This window comes from Pseudomonas sp. ADAK7 (assembly GCF_012935675.1).
Taxonomy (GTDB): Bacteria; Pseudomonadota; Gammaproteobacteria; order Pseudomonadales; family Pseudomonadaceae; genus Aquipseudomonas.
The window spans coordinates 3,650,047-3,664,860 of the sequence record NZ_CP052861.1 but is presented as its reverse complement, the minus strand read 5'-3'; the positions used below and the strand labels follow the sequence as shown (position 1 = coordinate 3,664,860).

Genomic DNA, 14,814 nt, shown 5'->3' with positions numbered 1-14,814 from the left:
CCCTCAAGAAGCAAAGGCCCGGGCCAGGGCGGTGAAGCCCGGGCCGGCCAGCACGATCAATAACGCCGGGAAGAGGAACAGCATCATCACGACGGACATTTTGGCGGACATCTTGGAGATGTATTCCTGCAAGCGCGTCAGGCGCCGGTCATCGAGCACCCGTTTCAGCGCCAGCAAGGATTTCATCGCGCCGCCGCCCTGGTGGATCAATTGCTGGAGGATCACGCAGGTGTCGCTGAACTCATCCACCGCCAGCAACCGACTGGCCTTGTTCAGTTCCTCGCCCAACTCCAGGCCTGAGTCGACCCGGGCCAGCACCAGGCGCAACTCATGGGTCAGCGCCGGCAGTAAATGTTTGCCTTCGATGCTCAACACCCGCAGCGCCTGTTCCACCGCCATGCCCGACTCAAACAAAATGCGCAGCAACGGAATGAAGGTGGAAATCTCGGTCGCCAGTTGTTTTTGCCGGTGTTGCGCGGCCGCGACCAGCAAGCGTTTGGGCAGTAGATAACCGATGCCGGTGGCGAAGGCCGGGGCGATCCAATGGTTGTCCTGGTCAGGGAAAAATATCCCCTGGATCAGCAACGTCAGCGCCAGCGCCAGTACCGGCACGCCGACCTGGAACGCCGCGAACAGTGAGCGCCGCCGCGCACTGCGCCAGCCCAGACGGTTGAGCAAGACTTGGGTTTCAGTGTCCAGTTTGACCGAGCGCTGACCGATCCGGCTGTTGCCCAGCACTTGCAGCCAACGGCTGAAGCGATGCCGGTCCGGCGTTTTTCCATCCAGCCGCCGCGTCACTTGGCGCACCCGGCGTTGTTGGTCCAACAGGCCGGCGAACAGCAACACAACAGCGGTGAGCAGTAGCAGTGCGCTGATCAGCAACGGAATGTTCATAGGCTGCGCAACATGCGCCACAGCGCCAGGCAACCCACCACCTGCAAACCGAACGCGGTGGCGAGCATGATCTGCCCCGAACCGTCGTGCCACATGGCGAGCAGGTATTGCGGGTTGGACAACAGGAAGTAACCGGCAAGGCTGATCGGCAACCCGGCGAGGACGATCGCGGTGACGCGGGTTTCACCGGTCATGGCGCTGAGCTGACGCGCGGCCTGGTCACGTTCGCGAATCATCTTGATCAGGTTTTCCAGCAGCTCGCTGGCGTTGCCGCCGTAGCGGTGATTGACCTTCAGCCCCAGCGCGAACAGGCGAAACTCCTCCTGCTCATACAGCTCGGCGAAGTCTGACGCGGCATCCGGCAGGCTGACTCCCAACTGCACGTTACGCCGGACCCGGCTCATGGCGTTTTTCAACGGGTCTTCGGCGGCATCGATACCACCGAGCACGGCATCGGCCAGGGTGCGTCCGGATTTCAGGCTGCGCACGGTATGGTCGAGCAACTGCGGCAATTGTTCGATCATGCGCTTGAGCCGGCGCTGGTAACGCCAACCGACGTACAGCCGCAGGAGCAACGGCGGCACCGCCAGCAACACCAAAAGGCCGGGCCAGCCACCCAGCGCAAAACCGATCACGATACCCAGCGCCCACAGCAGCAACCACACGCCGAGGCGTTCGGTGGGGCGTCCGAGGCCGGCGCGCAGAAAGGCCCGCTCCAGGCCGACCCACGACGACTTTTGCACCAGCAATTGCGGCTGCCCCTGGGTCAGGCGACCGATGACCCTTTCGGTGGCGGTCTGGCGTAATCCGCGCTGGAACATCCGCGCCGATAACCCGAGCAGCGTCAGGCACACCAGGATGAGCAGCAGCACCTTGAGCATGCTCGGGCCCTCAGTTCGGAAACTGAATGAGCGCCGACTCGCGGCGCAATTTGTCGCCGGCGGGGTTGATCGCCTCGCGCAGAAAGCCGAAACCGGTACGCCGGTCGAGGCGGAATAACGTGTTGGTCACGTAGACGTCGTCGCGCACGCCGACCACCTCCACCACCTCACTGACACAGCGCCGGCCATCGGGCAGACGGGTCAACTGGATTACCACATCCAGTGCCGCGCAGATCATCTGGCGCAGGGTGCGCTCGGCGATGGTCCGGCCGGTCAGGCCCACCAGGGTCTCCAGGCGCAACAGGGCATCCTGGGCGTTGTTCGCGTGCACGGTGCTCATGGAACCGTCGTGGCCGGTGTTCATCGCGGTGAGCACATCGAGCACTTCGACGCCGCGAATCTCGCCGAGAATGATCCGATCCGGGCGCATGCGCAGGGCGTTGCGGATCAAGTCGCTGGACTTCACTTCGCCGTGGCCTTCGGCATTCGGCGGACGGGTTTCCAGGCGAACCACATGGGGATGGCCCAACTGCAATTCCGCGACGTCTTCGATCGTGACCAGACGCTCGTGAGGGTTGATCAACTGGCTGAGAATGTTCAGCAATGTGGTTTTGCCGGTGCCGGTGCCGCCGCTGATCAGGATGTTGCAGCGCTTGCCCACGGCGTCCTGAAAGAAATCGAAGATCGCCTGATCGATGGTCTGCATGGCCATCAGGTCATTGCTCTTGAGCATGTCCTTGCGAAATTTACGAATCGACAGGCACGGGCCATCGAGGGCAATCGGCGGAATGATCGCGTTGACCCGACTGCCATCAGGCAGCCGCGCATCGACCATCGGTGAGGACTCATCGAGCCGTCGCCCGAGTGGCGCGAGGATCCGTTGCATCACCCGTTCAACGTGGTGGGCGTCGATAAAACGCAGGTCACTTTGATGCAGCACGCCTTCGCGTTCGATGAAGACCCGGTGTGGACCGTTGACCAGAATCTCGGTCACCGCCGGGTCGCGCAACAGGACTTCGAGCGGACCGAAACCGGTGAGTTCGTCGACGATTTCTTCGGCCAGGCGTTCCATTTCATAGCGCGATATCGCCAGGTGCAGGCGGGCGATGTACTCGGCGACCTTGTCGGTCACGAACTGCGACAGCACGGGTCGCGAGCCTTCCAGCAGGTTTTTCCCGGACTCCTCGATGGCGTCGATGATGTAGCGATGCAACACCAGTTTCAGGCCTTCGTGGTCACTGTTGCCGACCGGTCCGCGCTGGGGCGCGCCGAACAGTTTTTCGCCGCTCATGGTGTACCCCTCAGGCGGTTGAACCAGCCGGCCTTGGGTTTGGCCAGGCCTTCGGAACGTTTTGCCAGCCGTTCGCCGAGGGTGCGCAGGCTCTGGGTGAGGACTTCGCGGGGGGCAAACTGGAACAGCGTCACGCCCTGGTTCTTAGCGTTGAGCCGCACTTCGGGGCTGTAGGCGAGGACGGCAATGACCTCAAGGCCGAAGCTCTTGCCCAGGGTCTCGGCGTCCGGGGCGACGCTGCGCAAATAGCGGTCCACCAGCAGCCGTGCGTGATCGAGTTTCATGCCTTTTTCGCGCCACAGATTGAGCACTGCCAGGTTGCGCCGGCAGTCGAGCACGTTCTGATCGGTGTACCACAGCAATTTGTCGCAGTGGCTGACAAAGGTGCGCAACGCTTCGCTGTCCGGCTGGCCGGTGAGGTTCACCACAATGTGCTGGAAGTGTTGGCGCAAGGCGCTGAGCAGCATGTACAACTCGGCGGCGCTGGTGTGTTCCAGCGGCTCGTCGCTGCTGGCGTAAGCGAGGATGCGCAGCCCGGCCTCGGCACTGGTGAAGGCGCTGTCGATCAGCGTCGCGTCGAGGCGCCGCAAATGCCGCAACGCGTCGCCGAAGTGGAATGAACTCTCAAGGCCGAGCAAGGCCAGGCTGTCGCCGCGGGGCAGGCCCAGGTCCAGCAGCAGGGTTTGCTGCCCGCTCTTCTGCACCACTTGCGCCATGTGATTGGCCAGCAGCGCGCCGTCAGCGTTGCTTTGCACGCCATACAGCACTGTCAGGCCACCGAGTTGCGTGTTGGGTGCCACCGGCGGCAGGCGTTTGCTCAAGCGTCGCACCAGCCCGGCGACCTCACTGGAACGCGAGCCATAAGCGACGAAATCCCGCGCCCCGGCACGCATGGCGTTGAGCACCAATTGGTTGTCCATGCCGTCGCCCAACGCGACCACCGCCAGCATCGGTTTGGCTTCCAGTGCGCCTTCGATCAACGCGCTCTGGGCCACCACGTGTTCACGGTCCAGGCCCACGAACACCAGGCTGGCGAAGGTCACGTCGACCAGCGCCAGCAACTCGTCAAGACTGCCGCCACCGGCGCTGACCACTTGCCCCAGCGGTGCGAGCGCGCCTTGCAGCCACTCAAGGTCGGTGCTGTTGCGGGTGATGGCGAGGAAGGTCTGGTTCAGGTTCTGGCTCATTGCGATAACCCGCTGCGTTTATCGAAATTGCCGTTTTCGAGGAAGTACAGGCGATACCAGTTGGGGTCGTAGTTGCGCAGTTTTTCCCCGGGCAGCGACGGCAATTGCGCGTTGGCCGCCAATGGCTGCACCAGGTGCGGGGTGACGATCATCAGCAGTTCGCGCTCTTCGCGTTTGATCGACGAGTTGCGAAAAAACGCGCCGATCACCGGGATGTCGCCCAGGCCGGGAAATTTTTCGACCTGTGACGAGTTCTGGGTGCTGATCAAGCCGCTGATAACGAAGCTCTCGCCATCGGCCAGGGAAATGCTGGTGTCGGTGCGGCGAATGGTGAACGCCGGCACGGTGGTGCCGCCGATGGTCACGCCGTTGTTGTAGTCCAGTTCACTGACCTCTGGCGCCACTTTGAGGGCGATGCGATCGCGGCTGACCACGGTCGGCGTCAGGGTCAGGCGAATGCCGAATTCCTTGTACTCGATGGAGTAGCTGTTGCTGTTGGCGCTGGGCACCGGGATCGGGATTTCACCGCCGGCGAGAAAACTTGCGCTCTGGCCGCTGATCGCCACCAGGCTCGGCCGCGCCAGGGTGTAGGCAAAGCCGCTGCCTTCCATGGCATTGATGATGGCGAGGAAATTACCGCCGCCAGCGACGATGTTGAACATGTCGTTGGCCAGGGGAATGCTCGGCACGGCGATGCGCGGGTCGAGGTTGCGCAGCGGCAACACGCGAGGGGTGACGGCGGTGTTGGGCACCGTGCCCGGCGAGCCGAACAGGAAGTTGGAGTTCTTGCCGTAGATCGAGGTGCCGGCTTCTTTCAGTTTGGTGCGGCTGACTTCGACGAAGCGAATATCGGTCTGCACTTGCGACGGCAGCAACGGGTCATCGGACGGCAAACGGGTGGCGCTGGTCATGGCCGCCGTGGCCTTGCCTTGCACGAATACCATGCTCTGGCGCGGTGCGCTGGCGCAGGCTGTCCAGACCATCAGGCTGGTAGCGCCGGGGGCCATGCCGGTGACCAGGAACGCCTGATTGCCGTTGACCCGCACATCGGCGATTTTCGGATCGCCCACCGCCACCCGAGTGATCGCCACCGCCGATTGCAGTTCTTGTTGCAACCCTTCACCAACTTCCAGCACCGCCGGCAACGGGCCCAGTGCGGCGCAATTGCCGACGGCCGCCACGGCGGCAGTCAGTGGCAGGCCGCTGAGCAAGGAGGCCCACAGCAGGCCTTGGAACATGGGCATGGAACGTCTGCGCATTTAGATGCGTCCTTGCTCGACTCAGGGGGTTTGTTGGGTGATTTCATTGCCGCGAATCACTTCCACACTCGGTGTGCGCGGTACGGCGCGACTGGCGGTGGCGAGCGGTTTTGGTGTCGGCGTCATGGCCAGTTGGTTGAACTGAATCAAGTCGCGATTGGCGCTGGCCAGGTTGGTTGATGAAGCGCTTTCACCGGCCCAGTAATGGGCCAGGCGTTTCTCTTCGGCGCTGCGTACTGCCAGGCGCAAGACCCCGGCCTGGGCGGCGAGCATCAGGCGACTCAGCAACGGTTCGGGCACCGCGAGCAGCACCGAACGGGCGCTGGCGCGCAGTTGATCCTGCTTCAGTTTGTCGTCGTTGCTGAGCCCGGGTCTGGCGGGTTGGCCGTCGTTGGTCAGGCCTAATTGTTCACCGATCCCGAGCACCCGCAGCGCCGGCACTACGACCTGGGCCGATTGCTGTGGGTTATTCACGTCCGAGCGCAGAAACAGCAGCACGTCGACATAGTCACCGGGGCTCAACTGGCCGCCGGCATTGATCACTTCATCCACGGCCACCGCGAGGGCGCGCTCGTCGGGGCGGATCATCCGTGCCAGTGCGCCACCGCTTTCGAAACTCTCATCGTTAAGCCAACTCCCGGCACTCAAGGCACGCCAGGGCGCACGACCGATCGCCTGATCGAGACGGCTCAAACTGCCGGCCGGCGCGTTACGCAGTTTTTCCAGGGCGACGTCGGCCGCGGTGATTTGCACAAACGGTGCGACATCGCGCAGCAACACCACCACCGGTTGGCGGGTAGGGTCTTCCTCGGGCGCGGCGGCCACGGCCGGTGCGCTGACCGTCACGACGTTGGGCGGCGCGACAGGCTCCGGGTCCGGCTGACGGCCCAGCACCAGGCCCCAGTAACCGGCAATGAGGGCGCCTACCAGAAATAATCCGGCCAGGCCCAAGGTAACGCGACTGTTCATGACGGCTCTCCCTTTCGCCGCTGCTTAATGACTCGCTACTTCCAACGAGATGACTTCGCAATCAGGCAGCTATGAACATGCAACTATTTCGCTATTTGACGGTAGCGCAGGTAAATCAAAACGCCATTAGCACTCTTTAAATATCGAACGAAAGTAGGAGGCTAAAGCGCCAAACGCTGTTTTTTAGTGTGATTTGTCGAGCTAATACTTAAGTGCTAATTCGTTCTTACAGTTGTTGGTAAAGCCTTTGCCGACAATGCTGATGCTGGCATAGGGGAATCATGTTGTGACCCTGCAACACCCGCAGTCATCAGGAGAAATGCCATGTCCTTCAAAGCAACCGCTCAGAAGATCAAGTCCGAACTTTCGTTCTACGTAAATCTGGTCAAGGACACCGAAGGGGCTTCGGGTATCGAGTACGCGATCATTGCCGGTATGGTGGCGGTGGCCTTGGCGGCTTTCGTTACACCGATCAAAACGGCGGTGACCACCATGTTCACCACCATTTCGGGTGCGCTCTGAATCCTCTCGATGCCAATGGACGGCCACTTGCCAATCTGCCAAAGGGCTTCTAACGTCAGCGCTTAGTCCACAGCGGGTACCGTCCTATGAACGCTTCTCAAAAACGCCAACAGTTGCTGCTGGTTGATGACGAAGAGGACGCGTTGCTGGAGCTGGCGGAATTGCTCGAGGGCGAGGGTTTCAGTTGCTTTACAGCCACCTCGGTCAAGCTCGCCCTGCATCATCTGACCCGCAACCCTGACATCGCCCTGGTGATCACTGACCTGCGCATGCCGGAGGAGAGCGGCATGTCGCTGATCAAGCGTTTGCGTGAACACACCTCACGCCAGCACTTGCCGGTGATCGTGACGTCCGGGCATGCGGACATGGAGGATGTCAGCGACATGCTGCGCCTGCAGGTGCTCGACCTGTTTCGCAAGCCGATCTATCACGTACGGTTGCTGGAAACCTTGAACAATCTGTTTCCGCTGCCGGCGACTCACCTGGTTAATCCTTGATCAACTAAATTTGACGCCATCACGTTGACATTTCAGTAGTGTCGAAATGATGGCTCGTGTACATTTGCCGCCCCCGATCAGCACCCTGCTGAGGGGACGGTAGGGATGCCTGATTAATTCGTCACCCTGCTGAAACTGCCATTTCAAGTTTCGGAAGGGACTCTCGATTGAATACCTCTTGCCTGCGCCGCTCGTTGTTGGCGTTGTCCGTGGCGACCGCCGCGTTTCAGACCTCTGCCGTTGAAGCGGCGGACCTCAATTACGATTTGAGCAATGGTTCGTACTCCGGCACTGGACAGACGTGGCGAGCCGCCACGTTGACCGGGAGTATCAACTTAGTAACCGCATCGCCTGGATTGGTTGATGCGGTGAACTTCCAGGCGCTGACCCTCCAGGAAAACCTGACCAACAAAGGCTCGATCCTCATTGACGGTCTGGAGTTCGCCCGCGGCATCTCGATCGGCAATGGCAGTGGTGCGACGGTGATCGGCGGCTCCCTGATCAATGACGGCTCGATCAAGATCAATGGCCTTGCCACTAGCGGGTCCTTGATGGGTATCGACGCCAGCGGCATCACGCTGACGAATTCGTTGGTCAATAGCGGCGAAATTACGGTCAATGGCATGCGCCCGATAGGGGTGCTGCTGTCCCACACCACGCTGACGGGGATCAACAACACCGGTTCGATCAGCGCCAATGGTGAAGGCGCGATGGCGGTGGATCTGGACCGCGCGACGCTGAGCAACACCGTCTTTAACGAGGGCAGCATCCGCGCCACCGGCCTCGACGCCGAGGCGCTGGCATTTGAAGGTGTGGTGCTCGCGCCCGGCAACCGGTATGCGGCCTGGAACCGCGGCACGATCTCGGGTGAGGCTTACGGCATCCATGTCAGCCTGCCCGTCGCGGGCCAGGGCGCCTTCAATTTTTATCAGGACGGCGGCCTCATCGAGGGCGGTACGGCCGCGATCCAGGTTGACGGTGGCGACAGCTATTTCTACTGGAATGGCGGCAACGTCAAAGGTGATCTGCTGGGCCTTTCGGGGGTGCTCATCGACGGCGACGTGAACTTCGATGGTTCAACCATCCGCTCGGGGTACGTCACGGTCGAGAGCGGCAAGCTGACGCTGATGCAACCGCACACCACGATCATCGGCGACTTCGACATGGAAGGGTCCGACTCGGTGCTGGAAATGTACCTGGGCAACGACACCAACCCCGCGTTGCCGGTGTTGAAGGTCACCGGCGACACGGATATCGCACCGGGTGGGCAACTGAAGTTGCTGGCGCGCTCCAGCGACTTCCGCATCAACGCGGGCGGCACTCGCTACACCTTGATCAGTTCCGGCTCATTGACCGGCGGTGAGAACCTGAGCGTGACTTCGTCCTCGGCCTTGCTGGATGTCAAAAGCTTTGGCGTGGAAGGCAACGACATCAAGGCCCTGGTGACGACCAAATCCGAAGCCGTGGTTGCACAAAATATCCTCAGCGCCGGCGGTACGCGCAACGCGGTTGGGGCCATTGGGCGTTTCTCGACGGCCGTCATGCCGTTGCTCGACGAGCAGGACCCGGTGTTCCAGGCCTTCGCCAACGCGGGCACTGACGCCGAGCTGGCGCAACTGTCGGAAAAACTCAGCCCGGACGTCAGCCGTGGCGTGTTGCATGCAACCACCAACAGCCAGACGCTGATGACCAATGCCATCCACGACCGCTCCAGCCGCGCCCGTACCGGCACCGGTTCGACGGACAAAGGTGTGTGGTTGCAAGCGCTGAGCAGCGATGCCAATCAGGACGAGCGCCATGGCGTGGCGGGTTATGACGCCGACAGCCACGGGATTGCGGTCGGTGCTGACGGTCAGTTGAATGCCGACACCGTCGTCGGCCTGGCCTACAGCTACCTCAAGAGCGATGTGAAATCCGATCTGGGCAGCAAGACCGATATCACCGGACATGCGTTGACCCTGTATGGCAACTGGACCCATGACAATTGGTTCGTGGATTCGTCGTTGATGTATGGCTGGAACGATAACGAATCGAAACGCTACATCGCCGGCACCCGGGCCAAGGGCGATTACGACAGCGATATCTTCGGTGTCAGCGCATTGGCCGGTTACACCTTCCGCTTGCAACCGAACCTGGTACTCGAACCTCAGGTGGGCGCGCGTTACGCCAACGTCGGCATGGATGCGTACCGCGAGAAGGGCAGTTCGGCGTCGCTGAACGTCGGCAGCCAGCGCTATGAAGTGGGCGAAATGGGCGTGGGCGCACGCCTGGCCGCAGCGTTCGATGTCGGCACCGGCAGCCTTGAACCTGAAGCCAAGGTCATGGCGTGGCACGACTTTATCGGTGACAAGACCGCGACCACGTCGGCCTTTGCACTGGGCGGCGATTCGTTCACTACGCGCGGTACGACGCCGGTGCGCGACAGTTACGAAGTGGGCCTGGGCGCCAACTATGTGATGGGCGCCTGGAGTGTCGGTGGGTCTTACAACTACGTGACCAGCACCGATTTCAACGCCGATTCCTTTACGGCGAAGGTGCGTTACGCGTTCTGATTTCAGACCGCGTTTTTGTTCATCGCGAGCAAGCGTGTTGCCTGCTCGCGATGGCCTCTACAACTGATAGCTGAAACTCACGCTATAGCGCGGTCGCCGGTTGAACGTATCCAGCGCCTCATCCGACATCGGCTTGGCCGCTTCCAGCGCGACGTTGTAGTACTTCGCATCACCAAACCGCAGCCCCACCGCCGCCGAAGACAAGTTGTTGCCCTGCACCGGCAACTGGTTGAACCAGGTTTTCGAGCGGTCCAGCACCACATAGGGTTGCAGCACCCGCAGCCAGTTTCCATCGCGGTTGAAGCTGTAGTTCACTTCGTACGCCACGCCCCAACCCTTGTCACCGGACGCTTGGTCGTCGGGGTAGCCGCGGCCGAAATTCTGTCCGCCAAACACCGCGCGTTCACTGTCGGGCAGGGTGTCGTCGCTCCAGTACAGCGCAGCCGAGAGCACGCCTTGCCAGTTGTCGAAGAACTTGTCGCTCTGCACCCCCGATAAGCGCAGGCGCAGGAAATCGAGGTCGACATCGGCACTGGTTTTCGCCCCCATGCCATCGATGCCCTGGTACACACCGCCACTGAGAATCCGCAGTTGCCGGGTGTCGGCCTGGCGCCAGTCGCTCTCGAAGGCGAGGGCACGGATGTCGGTGCGCACTTCGACGCTGCGCGGGTCGTCGACCACGTCGTAGCGGGTTTTGTCGTTGACCGCATACAGCCGCGCGCCGGCGCTCAGTTGTTCATTGGGCGAGGCGATCAGCGGGTGGCTGAAACCGATGGAGTAGCGATCGTTTTCCCGGTGCGGCTTGAGTTGCAGGCCATTGTCGAGCAGCACGTTGGTGCCCGGATCGGCGCGGTAGCGTGAGGCCGACAGACTCAGTTGCGTGCCTTCAGCGTTGAGGAACTGGCTGTAGTCCAGACGGTAGTAATGTTCTTTATCGTCCCCCGGCGGGAACAGCCCGCTGAGGCTCACTTGTTCGCCCATCGCGGTCTGGGAATTGCTACTGACCCCGAGCAAGGCCTGGGTGCCATTGCGACTGTTTTCGGTGGCGCTCAAGCTGCTGGTGAACGGTTTGCGACTGGCCTGCACCGCCAGGTACGCCGCGCCATCGGTGGTGCCCGGCGGCGGCACTTGCGCCTGCAAGGTCACGCCGGGAATGCGGCTCATCAAGGTGGTGTAGCGTTCGAAAGTCTTGCGCGTCAGCGGTCGTTCGGCCTGGAGCTTGGCCACCAGTTTGTCCAGCAGGCTTTGTACCCGGCCGAGGTCGCCCTGCACCTGGTAGCCCTTGATGTAACCCTCCACCAGCACCACCCGTGCCACGCCCTGGCTGAAATCCTGTTGCGGCAGGAAGGCGTAGGACAACAAGTAACCGTCCTGTTGGTAACGGCGGGTGATATTGCGGGTGGCTTCGATCAACTCGGCGAGGCTGGTTTCGTGGCCGAGCAACGGTTGATACAGCGCCGCCAATTCGTTGAGCGGGTAAATCGTCCCACCTTCGATCTGCACATTTTTGATCGTCACTTTAGTGCCCATCATCAACGGTTGCGCGGCCGTGGCGCCGGGTTCCGGTACTTGCAATGGTGCGGCTGTCGGGCGGTAGGCGTCGGCGGGCAGGTTCGGTACGGGGAGATTGCGGATGGTTTCGTTACTGTTGAGGAAGCTCGGAAGGGTATCGGCGAGAGCGAAAGAACTGACGGTCAGGCACAGCAGGGAAGCCATAACGCGCATAGGACACTCCATGGTCATATCGCGACATCCCGGGGCTCGTCAGCTGACTGAACCAGAACCGCAGGCTGTCTTGCTCCAAAAGAAAAAAGCGGAAGACTCATTCGAATCTTCCGCCTCCAACCAAGCGTAGGCGCTGCAGATAAGGCCGTCGAATCGGCCAGGTGCAATTCAGTGTTTAGTGTTCAGGCCTCCCAGCAAACCGCCGAGACCACCGGTGGTGCCGGTGCCGCCAGCGACCAGTCCACCGACGGCACCGACCGTGGCGCCGACCGTTGAGACCGTGTTGCCGACGGCGGCCACCACCGGGTTGGGTGTGGCGCCGGCCACGGTGCTGCCGACATTACCGACGGCCCCACCCACCTGAGTCAGCAGACCGTTGACCGGCGCACCGAGGCCGGTGGCGCCGCCCACTTGTTGGGTGATGTTGCTGACGCCGCTGGTGACCGGATTCAGCGCCGTGCCGATGGCGCCACCGACGCTGGCCAGGGGAGCGGTCGGGCTCAGATTGGGCGCGCTCGAGCCGCCTAATGCGCCGCCAATCGAAGCCACCGCGCCGCCAACGGCACCCAGGTTTACTCCACCGGCACTGACGACCGGATTGGTGTTGCCGGCGTTCAAACCAGCGCCGACATTTGCCACGGCACCGCCGACGGTTTGCAGCAGGCCGGTGTTGCCCAAACCGCCGGTGCCGGAACCCGAAGTGGTCAGCAGGCCGCCCGCCGTTCCCGTGGTCGTTGCCACGTTCGTCAGCGCTGTACCGACGAGGTTGGTCACCGGGTTGCCGTCGCCGGCGGAAGTCACTTTGCCGCCCAGCCCGCCAACGGCATTGCTGACGTTGCTCAGCAGACCGTTGACCGGATTGCCCAGGCCGGTGGTGCTGCCGACTTTGCCGGTCAGGCCTTCCGCCAGTGTGACGACCGGCACCAGCACCTTATTGCCGACGCCGTTGGTGACGGACCCCAGCGGGCCGGTGCTGGTGGCAATGTTCAAGGTGTCGCCGAGCATGGTGACTTTTTCACCGACGCCGTTGAGTACGGGGGTGACTTGACTGACCACGCCGCCGACCAGGGGAATGCTGCTGGTGGCGGTGTTGAGCTTGCCGCTCAGGTCCGACACGCCATTGCCAGCATCGGACACCACGTCGCCGACGACTGCCGTGGTTTTACTGAGGGCTTGCGGGTCGCTGCCCAATTTGCCCAGGCCATTGGCGAGATCGTCACCGACGGTGCTGACCACATTGCCGGTGGTCTTGGCCACGCTTTGCACCACACCGCCGACCACGGGCACCGTGCTTAGCGAGTCGCCGATTTGCCCGACGCCATCGCCTACGCCGCTGACGGTTTTGCCGGCATCCTGGACCAGCGTGCTGGTCACCAGTGGCGCAGGCCCGGCGGGATTGGTCGGGTTGGTTGGATCAGTCGGATCTGTCGGATTGGTTGGATTGGTTGGATTGGTCGGGTCGGTGGTGCCTCCTGTGCCGCCAGTCCCTCCGGTGCCCGCAGTTCCGCCCGTGTCGCCAGTCCCTCCGGTTCCCGCAGTTCCACCCGTGCCGCCAGTCCCTCCAGCCCCGCTCGTACCTCCGGTGTCGCCACCCGTTCCGCTGGTTCCGCCGCTACCCGTTCCTGCCGTATCCGCGGCACCGTCGGACGAGCTGCCGGACGTGCTGTGATGACCGCCACCGCCACTGCTGCAACCGGCCAAGCCGAGGGACAGGACCAACGCCAATGCTGTTGCCGACTTGCACCACACTTGAGTTTTCATGAGAGTGATTCCTTGCACCTGTTACAACGTTCGTTGTCTTCGATGGCTTGCCGATCTGTCGCCGGCAATGCCTTCGTCCGTTGTGCACATCACAATCCCAGGCGTGCTTTGAGGCCATTCTCAAGTTGGTATTAACCCGTTTATGTAAGGGCGTGCGGGTGCTGCCTAAGGGCTAATACCTTGGGTGTAAGTCGTGAGAGGAATTCTTTTTAAATCAATGGGAGCGGTTTTTTCACGAGGCAGGTGAAGGCAGGAAGAACACTTAAGTTATATACACAATTGACCATGGTTCCCCGGTAGCTGATCGTTCCCACGCTCTGCGTGGGAGTGCCTCAACGGACGCTCCGCGTTCGGCTCTGAAGGGACGCGGAGCGTCCCGGGCTGCATTCCCACGCAGCGCGTGGGAACGATCATCAGGTTCAGGCCACCGGCCGCCAATGCCCGACCATATGCTCGAGCTCCCCGGCACCAACCAACTGCAAATCACCACTGGACGCCGCCGCGCTGGCCAGCAACGTCACCTCGCTGGGCAAGCGCACCGGTTTGCGAAACTGCACCGCAATCTCGATGTTCGCCGTCGGTAGATGATCCGCCAGCGCTGCCAGCGTCCGCGCCTTGTTCCACAAGCCGTGGGCAATCGCCGTAGGAAAACCGAACAGCTTGGCGCTGGCCGCACTCAAGTGAATCGGGTTGTAGTCCCCGGACACCTTGGCATATTGCCGGCCAATGTCCGCCGGCGCTTTCCAGTGCGCCACTTCCGTCAGCGCCAGGGTCGTCGCCAACTCGTCCTCCACCGGCTCGCCATCGAGCTTGACCCCGCGACACAGCATCTGGCTTTCAGCCTCCCACAACGTGCCCAGTTGATCGTCCAGCGTCGTCACCAGATCGAACGTCGCGCCTTTGGCATGGGGTTGCAGGTTCTGCACTTGCACGCTGACCCGCGCGCGATGCACACCGCCCATGGGCCGCAACACCCGAATGCGATTGCTCAAGTGAATCAGCCCCAGCAACGGAAACGGAAATTCCTTCGCCGTGAGCAATTGCATCTGCAAGGCAAACGCGAGGATGTGCGGATAGGTTGGTGGCAGCAAGCCGTTGTCAGTAAAACCACAGACCTCGCGATACGCCGCCAGGCGTTTTGGATCGACGTCCAGCCAGCAGCGCAAACCCGTATCGGGCAGGGTGGTGCCGGTGATTTTTCGCCGCGTGGCCGCCCGCACATACAACCCGGGCAGGCTCGGTTCACGGTTGAGGGTGTGCCAGTCGATGATCATCG

12 protein-coding genes are annotated in these 14,814 nt (G+C 61.9%); 3 read left to right on the top strand and 9 right to left on the bottom strand.

Translation table 11 applies throughout. The features are described 5' to 3' along the window. Positions 1–3: 3 nt before the first annotated feature. From HKK53_RS17010 to cpaB, 6 genes are read right to left on the bottom strand one after another with little or no spacing between them, the layout of a single operon-like run. Positions 4–894: a type II secretion system F family protein gene (locus HKK53_RS17010; protein WP_169371787.1), complete on the bottom strand. Its 891-nt coding sequence runs from the start codon at positions 892–894 to the stop codon at positions 4–6. After that, on the bottom strand, positions 891–1,775 hold the full coding sequence (locus HKK53_RS17005; RefSeq protein ID WP_169371786.1) for a type II secretion system F family protein: 885 nt from the start codon (positions 1,773–1,775) through the stop codon (positions 891–893). The genes HKK53_RS17010 and HKK53_RS17005 overlap by 4 nt, the downstream gene beginning before the upstream one ends. Before the next feature lie 10 nt (positions 1,776–1,785). Next, complete coding sequence (locus HKK53_RS17000; RefSeq protein ID WP_169371785.1) at positions 1,786–3,066, bottom strand: CpaF family protein; 1,281 nt, start codon at positions 3,064–3,066, stop codon at positions 1,786–1,788. Next, positions 3,063–4,253: an AAA family ATPase gene (locus tag HKK53_RS16995; RefSeq protein WP_169371784.1), complete on the bottom strand. Its 1,191-nt coding sequence runs from the start codon at positions 4,251–4,253 to the stop codon at positions 3,063–3,065. Before HKK53_RS16995 ends, HKK53_RS17000 begins: the two co-directional genes overlap by 4 nt. After that, positions 4,250–5,512 carry a type II and III secretion system protein family protein gene (locus HKK53_RS16990; protein WP_169371783.1) on the bottom strand — a complete coding sequence of 421 codons (1,263 nt, stop codon included), beginning with the start codon at positions 5,510–5,512 and terminating at the stop codon, positions 4,250–4,252. The genes HKK53_RS16995 and HKK53_RS16990 overlap by 4 nt, the downstream gene beginning before the upstream one ends. A 21-nt stretch (positions 5,513–5,533) precedes the next feature. Further along, complete coding sequence (gene cpaB / locus HKK53_RS16985; protein ID WP_169371782.1) at positions 5,534–6,481, bottom strand: Flp pilus assembly protein CpaB; 948 nt, start codon at positions 6,479–6,481, stop codon at positions 5,534–5,536. 324 nt (positions 6,482–6,805) lie between these two features. Here cpaB and HKK53_RS16980 point away from each other — a divergent pair, with 324 nt between their 5' ends. The 3 genes from HKK53_RS16980 to HKK53_RS16970 all read left to right on the top strand — a co-directional run bounded on the left by HKK53_RS16980 (position 6,806) and on the right by HKK53_RS16970 (position 10,052). After that, positions 6,806–7,003, top strand: a complete 198-nt coding sequence (locus HKK53_RS16980; RefSeq protein ID WP_169371781.1) for a Flp family type IVb pilin — start codon at positions 6,806–6,808, stop codon at positions 7,001–7,003. A gap of 86 nt (positions 7,004–7,089) precedes the next feature. Then, entirely contained in the window at positions 7,090–7,500 is a 411-nt protein-coding gene (locus HKK53_RS16975; RefSeq protein ID WP_169371780.1) for a response regulator, read from the top strand. A gap of 167 nt (positions 7,501–7,667) precedes the next feature. After that, complete coding sequence (locus HKK53_RS16970) at positions 7,668–10,052, top strand: autotransporter family protein (protein WP_169371779.1); 2,385 nt, start codon at positions 7,668–7,670, stop codon at positions 10,050–10,052. Between the two features lie 57 nt (positions 10,053–10,109). Here the strand turns inward: HKK53_RS16970 and HKK53_RS16965 are convergent, their stop codons facing one another. The 3 genes from HKK53_RS16965 to HKK53_RS16955 form a co-directional block, all read right to left on the bottom strand. Beyond that, positions 10,110–11,777, bottom strand: a complete 1,668-nt coding sequence (locus HKK53_RS16965; RefSeq protein ID WP_169371778.1) for a ShlB/FhaC/HecB family hemolysin secretion/activation protein — start codon at positions 11,775–11,777, stop codon at positions 10,110–10,112. A 168-nt stretch (positions 11,778–11,945) separates the two neighbouring features. Beyond that, positions 11,946–13,538: a collagen-like triple helix repeat-containing protein gene (locus HKK53_RS16960; protein WP_169371777.1), complete on the bottom strand. Its 1,593-nt coding sequence runs from the start codon at positions 13,536–13,538 to the stop codon at positions 11,946–11,948. Positions 13,539–13,957: 419 nt separating this feature from the next. Then, entirely contained in the window at positions 13,958–14,812 is an 855-nt protein-coding gene (locus HKK53_RS16955) for a MaoC family dehydratase (RefSeq protein ID WP_169371776.1), read from the bottom strand. Between the last annotated feature and the right edge of the window lie 2 nt (positions 14,813–14,814).